The 17,308-nt window shown below is 38.1% G+C and carries 14 protein-coding genes; 12 read left to right on the top strand and 2 right to left on the bottom strand.

Annotated features, from left to right (window positions below; all coding sequences use genetic code 11):
* Positions 1 to 106 precede the first annotated feature (106 nt).
* The 4 genes from ACFQ32_RS05925 (at position 107) to ACFQ32_RS05910 (ending at position 6,254) form a co-directional block, all read left to right on the top strand.
* The gene (locus ACFQ32_RS05925; RefSeq protein ID WP_046325532.1) at positions 107 to 1,591 is read left to right on the top strand and encodes an FAD-dependent oxidoreductase; all 1,485 of its coding nucleotides are present in this window, start codon (positions 107 to 109) and stop codon (positions 1,589 to 1,591) included.
* Positions 1,592 to 1,621: 30 nt separating this feature from the next.
* Positions 1,622 to 2,848, top strand: a complete 1,227-nt coding sequence (locus ACFQ32_RS05920) for an MFS transporter (protein WP_046325531.1) — start codon at positions 1,622 to 1,624, stop codon at positions 2,846 to 2,848.
* Between the two features lie 28 nt (positions 2,849 to 2,876).
* The gene (locus ACFQ32_RS05915) at positions 2,877 to 4,739 is read left to right on the top strand and encodes an FAD-dependent oxidoreductase (RefSeq protein WP_046325530.1); all 1,863 of its coding nucleotides are present in this window, start codon (positions 2,877 to 2,879) and stop codon (positions 4,737 to 4,739) included.
* Positions 4,740 to 4,808: 69 nt separating this feature from the next.
* Positions 4,809 to 6,254, top strand: a complete 1,446-nt coding sequence (locus tag ACFQ32_RS05910) for an FAD-dependent oxidoreductase (RefSeq protein ID WP_046325529.1) — start codon at positions 4,809 to 4,811, stop codon at positions 6,252 to 6,254.
* Between the two features lie 101 nt (positions 6,255 to 6,355).
* Here ACFQ32_RS05910 and add read toward each other — a convergent pair whose 3' ends face one another.
* Together add and ACFQ32_RS05900 are read right to left on the bottom strand one after the other, a co-directional pair.
* Entirely contained in the window at positions 6,356 to 7,375 is a 1,020-nt protein-coding gene (add, locus tag ACFQ32_RS05905; RefSeq protein WP_046325528.1) for an adenosine deaminase, read from the bottom strand.
* Between the two features lie 179 nt (positions 7,376 to 7,554).
* Positions 7,555 to 8,910: a threonine/serine exporter family protein gene (locus tag ACFQ32_RS05900; protein WP_046325527.1), complete on the bottom strand. Its 1,356-nt coding sequence runs from the start codon at positions 8,908 to 8,910 to the stop codon at positions 7,555 to 7,557.
* Between the two features lie 168 nt (positions 8,911 to 9,078).
* Here ACFQ32_RS05900 and ACFQ32_RS05895 point away from each other — a divergent pair, with 168 nt between their 5' ends.
* The 8 genes from ACFQ32_RS05895 (at position 9,079) to ACFQ32_RS05860 (ending at position 17,207) form a co-directional block, all read left to right on the top strand.
* On the top strand, positions 9,079 to 9,528 hold the full coding sequence (locus ACFQ32_RS05895) for a MarR family winged helix-turn-helix transcriptional regulator (protein ID WP_046325526.1): 450 nt from the start codon (positions 9,079 to 9,081) through the stop codon (positions 9,526 to 9,528).
* 47 nt (positions 9,529 to 9,575) lie between these two features.
* A complete protein-coding gene (locus ACFQ32_RS05890; protein WP_084619601.1) occupies positions 9,576 to 10,649 on the top strand; it encodes a DHA2 family efflux MFS transporter permease subunit in 1,074 nt (357 codons plus the stop codon).
* Between the two features lie 23 nt (positions 10,650 to 10,672).
* Positions 10,673 to 10,951 carry a hypothetical protein gene (locus ACFQ32_RS05885; RefSeq protein WP_379907107.1) on the top strand — a complete coding sequence of 93 codons (279 nt, stop codon included), beginning with the start codon at positions 10,673 to 10,675 and terminating at the stop codon, positions 10,949 to 10,951.
* A gap of 257 nt (positions 10,952 to 11,208) precedes the next feature.
* On the top strand, positions 11,209 to 12,372 hold the full coding sequence (locus ACFQ32_RS05880) for a GNAT family N-acetyltransferase (RefSeq protein ID WP_046325525.1): 1,164 nt from the start codon (positions 11,209 to 11,211) through the stop codon (positions 12,370 to 12,372).
* Positions 12,373 to 12,533: 161 nt separating this feature from the next.
* Positions 12,534 to 13,289: a DeoR/GlpR family DNA-binding transcription regulator gene (locus tag ACFQ32_RS05875; RefSeq protein WP_046325524.1), complete on the top strand. Its 756-nt coding sequence runs from the start codon at positions 12,534 to 12,536 to the stop codon at positions 13,287 to 13,289.
* A complete protein-coding gene (gene pfkB, locus ACFQ32_RS05870; RefSeq protein ID WP_046325523.1) occupies positions 13,289 to 14,203 on the top strand; it encodes a 1-phosphofructokinase in 915 nt (304 codons plus the stop codon). Before ACFQ32_RS05875 ends, pfkB begins: the two co-directional genes overlap by 1 nt.
* Before the next feature lie 16 nt (positions 14,204 to 14,219).
* A complete protein-coding gene (locus ACFQ32_RS05865; protein ID WP_046325522.1) occupies positions 14,220 to 16,199 on the top strand; it encodes a PTS fructose transporter subunit IIABC in 1,980 nt (659 codons plus the stop codon).
* A gap of 282 nt (positions 16,200 to 16,481) precedes the next feature.
* Positions 16,482 to 17,207, top strand: a complete 726-nt coding sequence (locus tag ACFQ32_RS05860) for a MurR/RpiR family transcriptional regulator (protein ID WP_046325521.1) — start codon at positions 16,482 to 16,484, stop codon at positions 17,205 to 17,207.
* Positions 17,208 to 17,308 lie beyond the last annotated feature (101 nt).

The following is a 17,308-nucleotide window of genomic DNA, read 5'->3' as shown; positions in this document are numbered from 1 at the left end:
CATTCCATTTTGTAATCTTCAATTCTGAAATGCGTGAAAAGAATCACTTGATTCATAGTATCATGTAAGCGATTGAAAAATTAGTTTTAAAAAGTGAGGGACAAAAATGGAAAATACTTATGATGTAATTATCGCCGGTGCCAGTAATGCCGGTGGTATGGCAGCATGTGCCGCGGCAGAAAAGGGAGCTAAAGTCCTGTTAATTGATAAACAGGGCAGTTCACAATTTCTCTACCGCTCTTTCTTCGCCGCTCTGAATAGTAATGCTCAAAAACGGGCAGGTATTAAGGTTGATAAAGCTAAATTAATGAACTTTTTAACTTTATTTTTCCAAGATAATGTTGATGAGCGTCTACTTTGGACTTGGGCTAATCACGCTGATGAAACAGCTAACTGGCTTGAAGATAACATTCTAAAGCCGAATGGTGGCGTCTTGAGACCACAAAAAGATGCGTATTATGAAACAGTTGTTAACACCGCTTTTAACACTGAACTTGCAATTGCTACACCTGACAATGGCTGGGCTCATTATGGTGATTGGGTAATTGATAAAGTTAAGGAGTTAGGAGTAACTCTTAAATACAATACTAAACTTGAAGAACTTGTCACTGATGACAGCGGTGCAGTTACTGGCGTGATTACCAGCGATCGTGATAGCGGTGAAAAAACGGAATATCAGGCTACCAAGGGTGTCATTATTTGTACAGGTGGCTATGGCGGCAACGTTGAATTAATGAAGAAGTGGGATCCGCTTGGCTACAAGAAGAACGTTTATTCTGACGGTCCACGTGATGACGGTTCAGGTATTCTTGCCGGTTTGAAAGTGGGAGCAGCCCGCGATGAAGAACCTGCAGAAATTATTTTTGACCGTGGGGCTGTTCCTGTTGGTACCAATGCTGAAGAACATTATCAAATTGACTTTAAGGGTCCTGGCTATTTCTGGATGGGTGCATACCCAATGCTTAAAGTTAACCTGAACGGTGAACGTTTTGGTAACGAAAGTGTGCCTTACCAATTTGATATTAATGCAATGGCCAAGCAGCCGGGATACATGGAAGCACAAATTTGGTCAGAGGATACTATGGATCACTTGGCCCAGTTCAAGACTCAAGGCTGCTCACGTTTAGGCTGGCCTGGTATTTACAATACTGAAGAAAATAAGGCTGAGATTCAACGCAGAATTGATGATGGTATGGTTCAAAAAGCCGATACCATTGAAGAATTGGCCGAAAAACTGAACTTACCAAAAGATAACTTGATTAACAGTGTTGAGCGCTATAACGAGATGTGTGCCAAGGGCGTTGATACTGATTTTGGTAAAGAAAAATTCAGATTATTCCCAGTAGATAAAGCGCCATACTATGGTGTTATTATGGGTGGCCGCCTGCTGGCCACACTAGATGGTTTACGTATCAATACCAAGATGGAAGTAATTGATAAGATGGGTAAGCCAATTCCTCATTTATATGCGGCTGGTAACGCCAGTGGTGGTTTCTTCTGGGGTAGTTACCCAGACCGTGTTCCAGGTCTTACTTGCAGTCATGCTCAAACATTCGGCCGTTTAGCTGGACAATACGCCGCTGAAAATTAGTTTTAATCACAAAAGGAGTTTTAATTTATTATGGATGAAAAACAGTTACCTAAGCTTTCCAGTTATAGATGGGTAATTTTAGCGATTGTAGCTTTGCTTGATGCAACGAGTAATTACATTCAATTTCAAATTTCAACATTAGCTGTTCAAATTATTCCGGCTTTGCATCTGTCAACAGCACAGTTTCAAAGTTTGGCAATGGCACCAATGTTGGTCGCAGTTTTCTTAAGTATTCCTGCTGGTTCACTTGCAGATAAATTCGGTGCTAAGAAAATTGTTTCAGTAGGACTTATTATTTCTTTATTCGGTGCATATGGCCGTATAATTGCCACCAATTTTGTCACCATGATGATCATGTTGTTATTGTTTGGCGTGTATATGGCACTTTTAAATGCGAATACTATCAAGATTTTTGGTATTTGGTTTAAGCAGGATACTAATTTAGCTATGGGTGTGTTCTTCGCTTCGGCTAGTGTAGGTATTATCTTAACTCGTATTACCAGTCCTCTGTTTCCAAGCGTAAAGGCAGCCTTTACATTTTCAGCAAGCTTATTATTAGTTCTGACAGTTTGCTGGCTGCTTTTCATAAAAGATGCCCCTAAGGGTGAAGAAATTCCCCAGCCGCAAGTTAAGCAAGGAAAAGCTGAATCATCCCTTGATTTCTTTAAAGAAGCTGCACACAGTAAAAAGACTTGGATTGTCGCTATCAGTGTTGGTGTCGGAATGGGAGCAAGTGAAGCTTTCTCTAATATTATGCCACCAGCTTTTGCCGCAAGAGGAATGTCTACCATTCAAGGAAATAATATCGCTGCTATAGCTACCATTGGTAGTCTTTGTGGTTCATTATTTGGTCCTGCACTAATTGGCAAGGCTAAAAAAGCTAAACCAATTATGATTACCGTAACCCTGATTGCCGGTCTGTTAATTGCACTTACTTGGTTCATTCCACTAGGATTGCCACTAACCATTTCTTTAGTACTTGGTGGATTATTCGGTGCGATGACCGGTCCTTTGATGCAGGCAATGCCAATCACATTCCCTGAAATTGGACCAAAATATGCGGGTTCAGCAGGTGGTTTGATCGGTACTGTTTCGTTACTGTTTTCATATTGTATCCCAGTTATTATCTCAATGATTGCTGGACGTAACTTTATGTTGACTTTTATCATTCAGGGTATTGTTTTAATGATGACAGCAATTTTCATCGGTATTTTACCTGATGCTAATGCTGCTAAAAATGCTCCACGTGGTAAATAATTGATTTGATTTTGAAAGGAATTTTGTAATGACCAAAAAAATAACTGCAAATCCGGGCAAATACACTGGCTCGGGTCAAGGTAAAGAAAGTCAGATTAACCTTGAAGTTGAGGTAGACACAGATAAAATCGTTAATGTTAAACCATTAGATAAATATGCGCCAGACAGTTTAGCTGACAATGCATTTAAGAAAATGGCGCAAAAGATTGTTGACCAGCAATCAGTTGATGTTGACGTTGTTTCTGGAGCTTCTGAAACCTCACGCGGAATTATTGCGGGTGTAAAAGAAGCCCTTGATAAAGCCGGTGTTGACTACGATGCTCTTAAAGAAAATGGTGGTCAAACTGCCGGTAAGAAGGAAGAAACTATTGACGTTGATGTCGCCGTAGTTGGTGCCGGTGGTGCTGGTGTAGCAGCTGCTTTAGCTGCACGGCAACATGGCGTAGAGGTAGCTTTATTTGAAAAAACTATTTCTCCACTTGGCGCAAGTACGTTTGCCGGAGGAATGTTTGCGGGCGACAGTCAACAACAAAAAGACCAAGATGCAGTCGTTTCCAAGAAGTGGCTTTATGACGAATACATGGACGCTTCTCAAGGCTACATGAACTCAATTCTTGTGCGCCGCATTATCGATGAATCAGGTAAGACCGTTGATTGGCTAAATGAAAACGGCGCAATTATGAAATTGGTTGATGCTGGTACTGGCGGCAGTTATGATCACATTGGCATGCCGGCTACCCTTCATGGTTATCAAGAAGGCGGCACTAAGGCAGTAACTAAACTGATTGAAAAGTTCAAGTCAATTGGCGGCAAGATGTACTTTGGGTTTGCTGGTAAAAAATTACTGCAAGATGATGGCAAAGTTGTTGGTTTAATTGCTGAAAGCGACGAAGAAACGCTCCACGTTAACGCTAAGAAAGTTGTTATTGCTACAGGTGGCTTTGGTGGTAACCCTGAAATGCGTAAGGAATACCTGGGAGATGTCAGCACGCAAGGACAGGTTTTGCAAAATACCGGTGACGGCTTGAACATGGCTTGGGATGCAGGAACCGCTCACCATATCAACGGCTCAACCCATTACTTCTGGCAAACATTTAGTAATAAAGATATTGGTGATATGGCTAAACTTGTCGGCCCCAACTGGATGCCTCTTAATGCACTAGCAGACTTTCCGAACTTGCGCGTTAATAATCGCGGCCAGCGTTATGCCAGTGAAACCCACGCGTTAGACTTTGCTGTTCATGGTGCTGAATTGTCAGAACAACCGCAACAAACTGAATTCGTTATCTTTGATCAGGCAATGCTCGATAAGATCAAAGAAGGTGGCACAGTTGCAATAGAAGATCATTATGGCAAGTGGAAGAATCACCGCCAGTTCTACATGGAATTTAATTATCCAACAGATACTGAAGAAAATATTAAGCATGAACATGAAAAGACAGACTTTACTGCACTGTTAAATAAGCTGGCTGCAACTAACGTTGTATTTATTGGTAATACAATTGCTGAATTAGCTGAAAAGATGGGCGTTGACAAGGAAAATTTGGCAAAAGCAGTTGAGCAATACAATGACGCTAAGAAGAAGGGTGAAGATGATCTATTCTTCTCTGATACCAAGAGAATGATTCCAGTTGAAAACGGACCATTTTACGCTGTGAAATTTATTGCCCGGAACCTGGGAACTCTTGGTGGTGCCACAATTGATGAAAAAATGCATGCTTTGACTCCAAAAGGTGAACCTGTAGCTAACCTTTACGTAGCTGGTGCCGATGCCTCTGGAATGTATGGCAAGGCTTATGTTGACTTTGAAGGTGGTACTTTAGGCTTTGCTTATATTTCTGGTAGATTAGCCGGAATTGATGCGGCTGAAACTGCTAAAGCCGGTAAGTAGTTTTATTTAAAATCAGGTATAAATTTTAAAAACTGGTTTGTGCCTGATTTTTTACTTGAGGAAGAGAATATGACACAAGAAAAATATGATGTAGTAATTGTTGGCGCTGGTCTTGCCGGCTTTGCTGCTGCAGATGAAGCTGTTGACAATAATTTGAAAACTTTGCTGGTTGAAAAAGGTAAAACAACTGGTGGATCAGGTAATTATGTTGAAGGTGTTTTTGCTGCCGATTCCGAACTGCAAAAAAAGGATAATGCTGTTCTTAATAAGGAAGACTTGCTTAAAGAAGAACTGACTTATTCGCATTACAAAGCAGACGGTAAAATGTGGCAAAAATATATTGACAATGCCGGTAAAAACGTTTCTTGGCTTGAAGACCATGGTGCCGTAATTGGTATGGTAGCAAACCTGGGCTCCGGTGCTAGGACTTGGCACTTATTTAAAGGTAAGGGTCATGATGCTATTCATAATGGCTTAGAGCCGTATGCTAAGAATAAGGGCATTACGATTCTTACTTTAACAAGAGTAACTGACTTAAAACAAAATGCTGACAGCACTTATGATGTTACTCTGACTAATGTGGTAGAAAAAACTGCTACAGTTGTTACTGCCAAGAATGTGGTTTTGGCTACAGGTGGTTATCTGAACGACCAAAAATTATTAGAAAGTACGCCTCACCAAAATCCTGATAACATTATTCCAGTTAACTCTGGTAAAAATACGGGAGACGGTTTGAGATTGGCCTGGAAATTGGGCGCTAAAAAGTATTTCACCGGCATGGCAATGATGTTTGGTGGTCAGCTAAAAGATAAGACTATTCCATCATTCAAGCTTTGGGGGACAGCTATCTGGAGTTCAGTTTGTGACCAGCCACAAATGTGGGTTAATGAATTAGGCGAGCGTTTTGTTGATGAAAGTGCAGCAGTTGTAAACTGGGCTAATGAAGGTAACGCAATGAACCGCCAGGACCGGGTTTTCTGCATCTTTAGTCAAAAGATTTTGGATGACTTTACTGATAAATCGTACCCAAGATCAATGAAACCATTTGTTCCAGAAGATAGATACCCAACTTTACGTGATGATATTGCCAAGGCTGAAAAAGAAGGTCACCAGTACTTGCACAAAGCTGCAACGCTGGAGGAACTAGCTCAAGAAATTGCTACTCCTAACTTAGTTGCGTACGTCAAACACTACAATGAGATGGCGGCAAACGGTGAAGATACCGATTTTCATAAACCCGCTAAATATCTGTTGCCTATTGATGGCAAAGGACCGTTTTACGCTATTGAATTGGGTGTTGGTGCCTACACTACTGGTGATGGACTCCGTGTTAACATTAACAATGAAGTACTTGATACCAAAGGCAGACCTATTGCAGGTTTGTATGCTATCGGTGGTGACGGTTCTGCTGTTCTGTATGGTGATACTTATGGTGTTAATGTTCCTGGTACACATGCAGGTTACTGTATCTTTTCAGGCCGTAATGCCATCAAAGCAATTGCGGCTAAGAAATAAAAAAGCAAAAAATAATTCCTAAAAATAAAAAATAATACCCCAAGTTAAAAGACTAACTCCAGTTTTGATATGAGTTAGTCTTTTTTTGTTGAAATCTTAAGTTATGCGTTTGCTTTTACAAATTGGTCTACTTCAGCTAAATATAATTGCTTTTGGCGTTGGCTGATCCAAGAGGTCTCAAAAGAATTTTTAGCAAGTTGCACGATTTGATCTTGTGACAGATCAAATTTTTGTGCCAAAGCATAATAATTATCACTGATGTAGCCTTTAAAGTAAGCAGGATCATCTGAATTAATGGAAACTTTTACTCCCGCATTCAAAAGATCGATTACTTCTTTACCCTTCATTTCTGGTGAAACAAAGCTGTTAGATAACGGACAAGAAGTTAAGCCAATCTGTCTTTTGGCAGCTAATTCAACCAGGTCTGGGTCTTCTACAATGTTGGTGCCATGGTCAAGCCGTTCAACTTCCATAATTTCTAAGGCCTGACGAATATGTTCAATTGAATCTTTTTGATCAATGTCACAGTGAGTAGTGATGTGCAGTCCAGCCGCAGCTGCATCTTCAAACTGGCGGGCAAATTTTAGTGGCGGATTGTTATGCTCATCAGAGTCAAGTCCAATGCCAATTATCTTATCACGGTACTTAAGACCTTCCTGCAGGGTCTTTCTAGCAGACTCTTTAGAAAAATCTCGTAAAAAGCACATGATCAGATGAGCATCAACGTTTAATGCCCGTGCATCAACAGTAGCTCGATAAAGACCATTGAGTACAACTTCAAAGGGGATGCCGCGGCTAGTGTGAGCTTGGGGGTCAAAAAATAGTTCTACATGTCGAACATTGTTGGCAGCAGCCTTAGTTAAATAAGCCCAGGCCAAATCGTAAAAATCTTCTTCAGTTTGTAGAACATTCATTGCTGGATAATAGACGGCTAGAAATGATGCTAAATCATGGTAATTATAAGTCTTTTGGACATCTTCAATTGTAGTTTGTCCTATATCCACATGATTACGTTTGGCTAACTTTAACTTCAATTCAGGTTCTAATGTTCCTTCGATATGCAAATGCAATTCGGCTTTAGGCAAGCCCCGTGTAAATTCTGGCGTGACGACTGAACTCATGTAATCCTCCTTAGATGATGTTCTTGTTTTTTACTTGTTATTTTAGTTTAGCACAATTTTTATAATAAAAATAGAGTAAAAAACGAACAAATTAAAGAACATTAACGGATATGTTCCTAATAAAATACTTAACTAAGAATATAGTTAGGTAAAATAATTAAAAATTCCAATTAAGTATTTTAGTCGCAATGGCGCCATTTTGCATCTGTTAAAATACGGGCGGTAAGTAAACCGATTGGCAGTGCAGTAATAATCATCAAAGCATCCATAATCCAATAAGCACCGACATTAATGTTAGTAATGCCAAAATTGAAGACTGCGCGATACATGTATAAGCCGGGAACCATGATGACAATTGCGGGAACAGTGATCGCAATACGGGGGAAACCAACTTTATCACGGACAAAACTGGCAATTAGTCCTGCTAATAAAGCTCCAGTGAATGCTGCTAGAGCGGCTGGAACATGGTTAAATTCAACTAGACTTAAACGCAGAGTATTTGCCAGGGCACCAATTACGGCAGCAACTGTTGCCATTGATAATTTAGCATTAAACATAATTGAAAAGCCAAAAACTCCACAAAAACTGGCAATTATTCTAAGCACTGTCAGTAAAGCCGGATTAAGATTTAGTTTTGGCATAGCACCCGGTGATAAGTTGAGCATGGTAGCCGTACCCCAGCCTACCATGGCAGCAATCATAACGACTAAGATAGCATAGGCCAGTCTTTCAAGGCCTGAACGCATATCAAGTTTTGACATATCAAGACCAGAAGTGATAAAAGGAAAGCCGGGAATGACGTAGAGCATTGAGCCGATATAGCCATAGGCATGATTACTACTCCAACCGCAAACTATTTTTCCTAATTTAAAGCATAGGAAATATACAGCACAGGAAACCGCCACACCGACAGTTATTTTGGCAACAAGTGTAATTTTCTTTTTACCCATTAGTTGACGTAGATAGTTACCAACAAAAGCACCTAAAAATGTACAAAACATTTCTGGCAAGCCACCACCAAGTAAAAAAATAAAACTAGCACAGGCCAGGCCGGCGCTCAAAGCAGAAATAATTAGGGGATAGTTTTGAGTGTGGCGCTCAATTTGATTCAATTTATGGTGAACTGCGCCAATTGTCCAATAATCATTTTCAGTTTCAAATTTACGGACAAATTCTTCCATTTCATTTAACTTATTCATATTGACTTCTGTAGTTGGTAAGGAAAGAGTCTGTGAGTATGACTTGTTGTCAACGTCAAAGCAGGTATAGCTGATAGTTACTAAACCAATGTCGGCTGAACAAGTGATTTTGAGTGCTCTTGCAATGGTATTCATCGAATCGCGGACACGCCAGGCTCCAGTACCACATTGCAGGAGCATTATACCGATTCTGCCGACTAATGACCCTTTTTCTACCAGTGTTATATCTTTGACTAAAGTATCATCCGGACTTTTAAAAAACTGTTTCCAGTGAATTCTCATGTGATGCTTACTAGAAATCTTGGGATATGATGCTGGAGATTGTTCGTCTGTCATAACTGCTTTTTGACCTTTCTGTTATTAATATAGTGTTTTAATTTTACCACACTCGTGGTTGGACCAATTTTATAGAATTGAGTTTAAAAAAGATGTTAATTACAAAAAAGTGTAGTATACTACAGTATGATAAAATATTAGTATGAGATTTACTTCTAAGGAAATTATATGACAGCTTTTTTGAACCGAATTGGTCCCAAAATTAAAATTGCGAATACTTTGATTGAAAAGGAATTAAATAAGCAGTTTGCAGAAATATTTAGAGATTATTCTTTAACAGGTGCCCAAATTTCTCTGATGATTTATTTATATGAATCAAAAGCACGACAAATTACCCAAAAAGAAGTGGCAGATGCATTTGTGCTAAGTCATCCTACAATTCGAGGAATAGTTAAACGCTTAGAAGCAAATAAATTAATTGCTACTTCACGTCTTGAAAATGATCAAAGACAAATTGTGTTAGAGCTTTCAAATGAAGGCTTTAATTTAATTGACAAAAATATTGCCAAGATTCGCACAATAATGACAAATGTTAATACTCGTATCACTAAGGGATTGTCAAAGCAAGAAATTTCAGAACTTGAACAGGTCTTAAATAAAATTTCTGCAAATTTTTAATTATTATTAGCAAAAATGTAGCATGCTACATAAAAGAAAGGATTAAAATGATCGAAAATATCTCTAATAAGAAGAGGATTTTAATGATGGCCGTTTTACTATTTGGAGCATTTGTTTCGCTACTAGCGGAAACTTTTCTCAATAACGCTCTCCCCACAATAATGGCTACGTTTAAAGTTAATCAATCCACTGCTCAATGGCTTACTACTTCTTATTTATTGGTCGTGGGATTGATGATTCCCATGTCAGCTTGGGTCTTTGAATCCTTTAAGTTGAAACAGAACTTTTTAACAATGATGCTAATCTTTTTTACGGGATCAGTCATTTGTATTTTTGCTCCTAATTTTGCCACATTACTAGTCGGCAGAATTATTGAAGCTGTGGCGGCCGGTAGTTTAATGCCATTTATTCAAAACGTCATTTTGATTATGTTTTCTCCTGCAAAAAGAGGTATGGCAATGGGAATCACTGGCTTGGTAATTGGATTTGGTCCAGCTGTTGGTCCCACGATTTCGGGATTAATCTTAAAGTATGCAGACTGGCAAATGCTTTTTATTATTTTAAGTATTGCCAGTGGGTTGGTAGCTATTTGTACTGTATTTTGTATTCAAAATATCACTCAACCGCGCAAAAGCAATACTGATTTAATATCGTTTATTGAATCTATTTTGGGCTTTGGCTTAATCTTGTATTCCCTGTCTGATATCGGGAACACTGGCAAAATTACAATTGCAATAGCAGCTCTTTTTACACTTGGTGTACTAATTATTTTGTTATTTTGTCGACGTCAGTTACATTTAAAGAAACCATTACTTAATATTAGAGTTTTTCAAAATTTACAGTTTGACTTGGATACTTTACTAAGTACTATCAGCAATATTTCAATGGTAGGAATTGAATTAGTTTTACCATTATATTTACAAACTACTAGACAAGAGAGTGCATTAACTTCTGGTTTAGTAATGATGCCAGGGGCTCTATTAATGATCATTTGCAATCCGGTTTCAGGAACTTTATTTGATAAGTTTGGTATTAAAAAATTGGCACTTTTTGGTTTTACTACGCTTTTATTAGCACATTACCAATGGTTGTTTTTAATAGCAATACTAGTCTTGTTTTAATTAGTTTATGTTACGCGCTACGTATGTTGGGAATATCATTTACCATGATGACCACTTTTACTGCGGGTATAAATGTTGTAGAACCCCACATGACGGCACATGCAAATGCGGGTTCATCTACAGTCAGACAAATAGGTGGCTCACTTGGCACAGCATTATCAATGCTGGTAATTAGTTTGTGTGCAGGTGGTACATCGACTGCGAATCTAGCAATTGGGTACCGCTGGGGTTTTGTTTTAATGCTGGCTTTTGCAATTATTGGCTTTTGCAGTTCGCTATTTTTGCCTCAAAAAGAAAATTAAATAGTTTTCATTAGTTCAACGTGGTAAGCCGTTTAAAATAATTCCTTGCTCTGTGTTAGACCAAAATAATATTATTGTGTTCACATAATTATGTGTATAGCTAAAGTGACCTAGACCAATTAATTTAAGCTAGATCAATTTTTATGAAAACGGTATTATAAAACTGCTGGTTACTTATAGTTAGGAATTGACTGGCAAACATTGAACTATTCTATAAAGCACGTAAAAATAGATATTAGCTGAGGAAATGAAAACTAATGAAACTAGTTAAAACTAATGAAATATTAGATGAGGTTGTCCCTTTAACTCAATATGCTTTTTTAAAAACTAATGATCTGAAAAAAGATAATAATTTTATGAGTTGTTATCAGCACAGTGACAGTTATGGCATTTTTCATGATGGTAAACTTGCAAGTTATATTATGGCAATTCATTTTGCAAGTCAGATTTTTGATCATCAAATTAAAATGTCAGGAATTGGTTATGTCTCCTCATATCCGGAAAATCGCGGCCATGGAGATATTTCCAGGCTAATGAAAGAAATACTGGAAGATCTTCATGACGAAGGTGTTTCGCTATCTAATTTAGCACCATGGTCAGAAACGTTTTATCGGCAATATGGCTATGAAAATACTATTTATCAAAAAACCTATAGTATTGAACCTACAATGTTTAAGTATTTCAAGATACCCAAGGTCGGTAAAATCTTAAGAGGCAATTGGAGTAATCCGACATTAAGTAGTTTGATAAAAGAGCTATACCAAAAGCAAATTGATGCAGGTGAGGAACGTAATACGATTGTTAGAGCAAAATGGTGGTGGGACAGACTCGAAACATATTATCCTGGCAGAAATGTTGCTATTTATGTTGATGAAAAGCAGGCTCCTCAGGCCTATATGTTTTATCGTTTTGTAAATAAAAAATTTCAGGTTGACGAAATCTATTATACAAACGCGACTGCTATTACTGCATTGCTTAATTTTATTGGTGGTCATATTTCTTCCTGTACTGAGTTTGAAATTACAGCACCAGAAGATTCATTGCTTGAGGAATATTTTCCTGATCAAAGCGGCTTAAAAATTAGTGTCCGGCCTTACATGATGTCGAGAATTGTTGACTTTGGAAAAATTGTGTCTAGCGTGAAGTTTGCTAGTGAAAAAACTGCCAATTTAGAAGTTACAGAGGGTGAGATTTGTCCGTGGAACTGCGGTGTTTGGCATCTGGTAAATGATTCTGGTGAAACCAGTTGCGTTAAAACCAGTGCCAAACCTGATTTTACTGGGTCAATAACTAACTGGACGAAGGTTTTACTAGGCCATTTAACTTTAAAGCAAGCAATAAAGTTAGGGCTAATTAAAAAATTGAGTTCCAGTAAATTGGAATTTTTATCTGGTAAAGTGAGTTTTTATGATTATTTTTAACTGAAAATTGTTTCTAATTAGCACAATAGCAGTTGCATAAATTATGCGACTGCTATTTTTTTGCCGAAAATGAATGATTTTGCAGGAAAATGACAAATTATGAATGAAAATGATTGCTTTTAATTATCAAAGCGCATAAAATACTCGCTGGGGTGAAATATATGTTAACGCCTGAAAGGCAAAAAGTGATTGAGGATTTCGTTAACCAGCATGGCTTATGCCGTGTTAGTGATCTCTGCTCAATAACTTCAACTTCAGAGTCAACCATTAGACGAGATCTAAATCAATTAGCTGAAAAAGGCTTGATTAAACGGGTGCATGGCGGTGCCCAGTCAGTCAAAAGTTTTACTCATGATGTGTCACAACACATTCGGTTTTCAATGAACCATAATGATAAAAAGCTGATTGCTCAATATGCTGCTGCAAATTTTGTGCATCAAGATGACTATATTTTTATTGATGCAGGAACAACAACATATGAGATGGTTCCTTTTATTGCGAATATTCCACAAGTAACCGTTGTGACTAATGGCTTAGAAACTGCACTTTGTGCTATTAGCCATGGAATTGAGACTATACTTTTGGGTGGTCGAATCAAAGAAAATACTCATGCGGTAGTGGGACAAGCTGCTCTGAAGCAACTGCAGGGGATGAACTTTTCTGCCAGTTTTGTGGGCACAAATGGACTTGATTACCGTGGCAATCTAACCACACCCGATACTGAAGAAGCCGCAATTAAAAAAATAGCAATTGCTCAGGCTAATCAGACATATATTTTGGCCGATACTTCTAAAATTGGCGAGTGTAGTTTTGCCACTTTTGCCCAAGTTAAAAACGTCACAGTTCTTACTACTGCGTTAGGTGCAAAAGAAAAAGAATTACTGCCTGCCAAAATTAAACTGAAGGAGATTTGCTAATGATTTATACAGTTACCGTTAATCCTGCTTTGGATTATGTAATTCAATTAAAGCAGGTTAACCGTGGTGAAGTTAACCGCGCTAATAACTGCTCGTTTTTGGCAGGTGGTAAAGGGATTAACGTTTCACAAATACTCAACCAGCTGGATATTGATAATACTGCCTGGGGTTTTGTGGGTGGCTTTACTGGCAAAGAGCTGGTACGCCAACTTAATCAGCGCCGCATTGTTAACGACTTTGTTACTATTTCTGATGTGACCCGCGTCAATGTGAAGGTGCACGCAGAAGAGGAATCTGAAATTAATGCCGCTGGGCCTAATATTACAGAGCAGGAAATAACTGCTTTTAAAGCGCGACTAAATGACTTGCAAAAAGGTGACATAGTAGTTTTAAGTGGTTCATTAGCTCCTAGCTTACCAGTAGATTTTTACAAAGAACTTTTGCCTACTATTAAAGAAGCACAGGCAGATTTTGTGATTGATACAACTGGTCAGGCTTTACTTGATACTTTGAGCTACAAACCACTGGTAATTAAACCCAACCATCATGAACTGGCTGATTTGTTTAATACTACTTTTAATTCTGATAAAGAGATGCTTGAGTGTGCGCGCAAATTGCTCGACATGGGTGCCCAAAATGTTATGGTCTCCATGGCCGGCCAGGGCGGTTATTTGATAACCCCTAAGCATTTTTATCATGCTAAAGCAGCTGTTGGAACTGCAGTCAATTCGGTTGGTGCCGGAGACTCGATGATAGCCGGCTTTGTTGGCACTTATGTGAAAACAAATGATCCGGCAGCAAGTTTCCGTATCGGTATGGCCTGTGGTGCTGCCACAGCTTTTACTAAAGATATTGCCGTTAAAAGTCAGATTGATGCGGTGTTGCCGCAAATTAATGTTGAAGAAATTTCGTAAATTGAGGAGAATTTAAATGAAAATTAAAGATATTTTGGCTCCTGAATCCATGATTATGGCGCTTAAAGCGACTAACAAAGAAGATGCCGTTAAAGAAATGGCTGATTTAGAGGTCAAAACCGGCATCGTCAATGACGAAGATGAATTCATTAAGTCAATTTGGGCTCGTGAAAACGAATCTACCACCGGTATTGGTGATGGAATTGCGATGCCGCATGCTCGGAATAAGACAATTAACAAAGCGCGCGTACTTTTTGCTAAAAGCGAACAGGGGATTGACTACAATTCGCTTGATGGTCAACCAGTTCATTTATTTTTTATGATTACTGCTCCAGATGGCGCCGACAACACTCACTTACAAGCTTTAGCTAAATTGTCCGGTTTATTAATTGATCCTGATCTGGTTAATGCTCTTAAAAAAGCCCAAACTCCTGAAGAAGTGATTCAGCTTTTTGAAGATGCAGAACAGCAAAAGGATGAGGCTAAAAAAGCTGAAAAAGAGCAAGCCGCAAGTGCTAGTGAAAATGATAATGATAAGGAAGAAAAACCTTTAATTGTCGGCGTTACTGCATGTATTAACGGTATTGCCCATACTTATATGGCCCAAGAGGCTTTAATCAAAGCTGGTAAAAAACGTGGCGTTGATGTGCGCATTGAAACCAACGGTTCAGAAGGTGTCAAAGATAAATTGACCGCTGATGAGATTAGCCGCGCTCAAGGGGTTGTTATTGCGTCTGATAAGAAAGTTGACATGCCTCGTTTTGATGGCAAGCCGTTAATTTCTCGTCCCGTTGTTGACGGTATCAACAAGCCTGACGAACTGATTGATAACATTTTGAATTCTAAAGCTAGCGTTTACCATTCAAACGGTGAAAAGAGCAGCGATGATAGTGACAATGCTAAAGAAGGCGTTTGGGGCTCAATTTACAAGAACCTCATGAACGGTGTTTCCCACATGTTGCCATTTGTTATCGGTGGCGGTATCTTAATGGCAATTTCCTTTATTGTGGAAAACTATGCTGGTGGTCCAAAATCTCCTGCATTTATTTTCTTGAATAATGCTGGTAACATGGCCTTTGCCTTCATGGTACCAATTTTGTCAGGTTACATCGCTGAATCAATCGGTGACCTGCCCGCTTTAATGCCCGGTTTTGTCGGTGGGTTTATGGCCACGGTCTATAGTGGTGCCTACGGTGGTGCTTATGTTGCCAATGTTGTAACTAATGCTAAGTCACCTGCGGGTTTCTTAGGCGGACTTGCTTCTGGATTTATTGCTGGCTATTTAGTAGTCGGCTTAAAGAAATTATTTGCCAAGTTGCCGAAGTCTCTTGAAGGGATGAAGCCAATGCTCATTTACCCAATCTTGAGCCTGCTCTTCATTGCTCTTATCATGTACTACATTGTTAACCCAATCTTTAGTGCCGTTAACTTTGCCATTACTAACTTCTTAAACCAAATGGGTACGGGCAACTTAGCTGTTTTGACCACTATTTTAGCTGCCATGATGTCAATTGATATGGGTGGACCTTTTAATAAGGCTGCTTACGTCTTTGCCTCTGGTGCTTTTGCCAACGACCCGCATTCAACTGTTGCTGCTGTAATGATGGCTGCCGTAATGGTTGGCGGTATGGTACCACCATTTGCGACTGCAATTGGTACGACTTTCTTTAAGAATAAATACACTTTAGATGAACGGCGTGCCGGCTTAACCAACTGGATTTTAGGCTTTTCCTTCATTACAGAAGGTGCAATTCCGTTTGCTGCAGCTGATCCTGGACACGTTCTGCCTTCATGCATCATTGGTTCTGCTGTTGGTGGTGCATTAGTGGGCATATGGCGCATCGGTGTTCCTGCACCTCACGGTGGCCTCTGGGTATCTCCGCTTGCTAACCACATTCTACTGTACTTTGTTGCTACCATCATTGGTTCCATTGTTGCAGGTGTAATCTTAGGTTTGTGGAAAAAGCCTGTTGACAAGCAAGATCAAAAAAACTAATTTAACGTTAATTAAATAAATTAAAAAACTGCACCAAGCTGCTTAGAGAGCTTGATGCAGTTTTTGCATATTAAGACACTATAAATTTATTAAGATAGCTTTTACTTTAGTATTTCTAAATGAATGTACTATTTAAAATATCCGTTGGTTAATTATTACTAAAAGTCTAATTTTAATAATACGTATGATGTAAACTGGTAAAAATAGATCATACAACTTATGATAAAAATTAGGCAAATATAATAATTTAGTAAAGAGTTTTAAAACTTTTGAGGTAAAGCAATGTTAACTTTCAAGCAACGAGTTATTAAATTTGAGTATAAACTGAATGAAACAGACGAAGAAATAATTGATTGGATAAATAAGAATAGTAAAGTAATTTCAAAAATTACTATCACAAAGTTGTCAGCCAAAACAAATGTTTCACCTAATACAATTAGTAGACTTTGTAACAAACTAGATTATAGAGGATTTAGTGACTTTAAGTTCGAATTTCAGAAGGATATGGAAAAAAAGACAAATTTTTCCAAATTACAGCCTTATGAGATAAATTTAAATCTGATTGATGTAGAAAGAGAAAGAAAAGCTGTTAATTTAATGTCTAAAGCAAATAAGATTGTTTTTTTTGCTGTTGGAGAAACCGCTTTCGTTGCTCATAATTTTTCCTATATGTTTCACGCAGTTGATCAAAAATCGGAATTCATTACTTATGAAAATCAAGCTTTCCGAGAATTACAAAATAATAAAAATATATTACTGTTTTGCATTAGTCAAAGTGGTGAAACTAAACAAATTCTTAAAGCTGCAAAAATAGCTAAAAAGAATCATCAAAAAATCATTGCTTTAACAAGTTTAAAAGTAAATGATTTACAGAAGTATGCAGATATAAGTTTATACAGTTATGCAGAACCATTTTATTGGCATGGATATAATCTAACTGATAAATTACCACTCTATATAATTTTAAATAGTTTATTCAAAAAATATTTTGAGAAGCATAATTTTTAAATCATTCTATTTATTATAGGAATAATTTACCTATTGTATAAAATTACACATTCTTTGACGTTATTGAATTAATCAGGTTAAACTTTGTCAAAATAAGTAAG

Source organism: Lactobacillus melliventris (genome assembly GCF_042679465.1).
GTDB classification, from domain to species: domain Bacteria; phylum Bacillota; class Bacilli; order Lactobacillales; family Lactobacillaceae; genus Lactobacillus; species Lactobacillus melliventris.
The sequence above is the reverse complement of the archived record's forward strand: the minus strand, read 5'-3'. Positions and strand labels throughout refer to the sequence as shown.

Bases quoted from the DNA above. Each gene is read 5' to 3' on its own strand.
- ACFQ32_RS05925 (WP_046325532.1), top strand. From the start codon at position 107: ATGGAAAATACTTATGATGTAATTATCGCCGGTGCCAGTAATGCCGGT.
- ACFQ32_RS05920 (WP_046325531.1), top strand. From the start codon at position 1,622: ATGGATGAAAAACAGTTACCTAAGCTTTCCAGTTATAGATGGGTAATT.
- ACFQ32_RS05915 (WP_046325530.1), top strand. From the start codon at position 2,877: ATGACCAAAAAAATAACTGCAAATCCGGGCAAATACACTGGCTCGGGT.
- ACFQ32_RS05910 (WP_046325529.1), top strand. From the start codon at position 4,809: ATGACACAAGAAAAATATGATGTAGTAATTGTTGGCGCTGGTCTTGCC.
- add (WP_046325528.1), bottom strand. From the start codon at position 7,375: ATGAGTTCAGTCGTCACGCCAGAATTTACACGGGGCTTGCCTAAAGCC.
- ACFQ32_RS05900 (WP_046325527.1), bottom strand. From the start codon at position 8,910: ATGACAGACGAACAATCTCCAGCATCATATCCCAAGATTTCTAGTAAG.
- ACFQ32_RS05895 (WP_046325526.1), top strand. From the start codon at position 9,079: ATGACAGCTTTTTTGAACCGAATTGGTCCCAAAATTAAAATTGCGAAT.
- ACFQ32_RS05890 (WP_084619601.1), top strand. From the start codon at position 9,576: ATGATCGAAAATATCTCTAATAAGAAGAGGATTTTAATGATGGCCGTT.
- ACFQ32_RS05885 (WP_379907107.1), top strand. From the start codon at position 10,673: ATGTTGGGAATATCATTTACCATGATGACCACTTTTACTGCGGGTATA.
- ACFQ32_RS05880 (WP_046325525.1), top strand. From the start codon at position 11,209: ATGAAACTAGTTAAAACTAATGAAATATTAGATGAGGTTGTCCCTTTA.
- ACFQ32_RS05875 (WP_046325524.1), top strand. From the start codon at position 12,534: ATGTTAACGCCTGAAAGGCAAAAAGTGATTGAGGATTTCGTTAACCAG.
- pfkB (WP_046325523.1), top strand. From the start codon at position 13,289: ATGATTTATACAGTTACCGTTAATCCTGCTTTGGATTATGTAATTCAA.
- ACFQ32_RS05865 (WP_046325522.1), top strand. From the start codon at position 14,220: ATGAAAATTAAAGATATTTTGGCTCCTGAATCCATGATTATGGCGCTT.
- ACFQ32_RS05860 (WP_046325521.1), top strand. From the start codon at position 16,482: ATGTTAACTTTCAAGCAACGAGTTATTAAATTTGAGTATAAACTGAAT.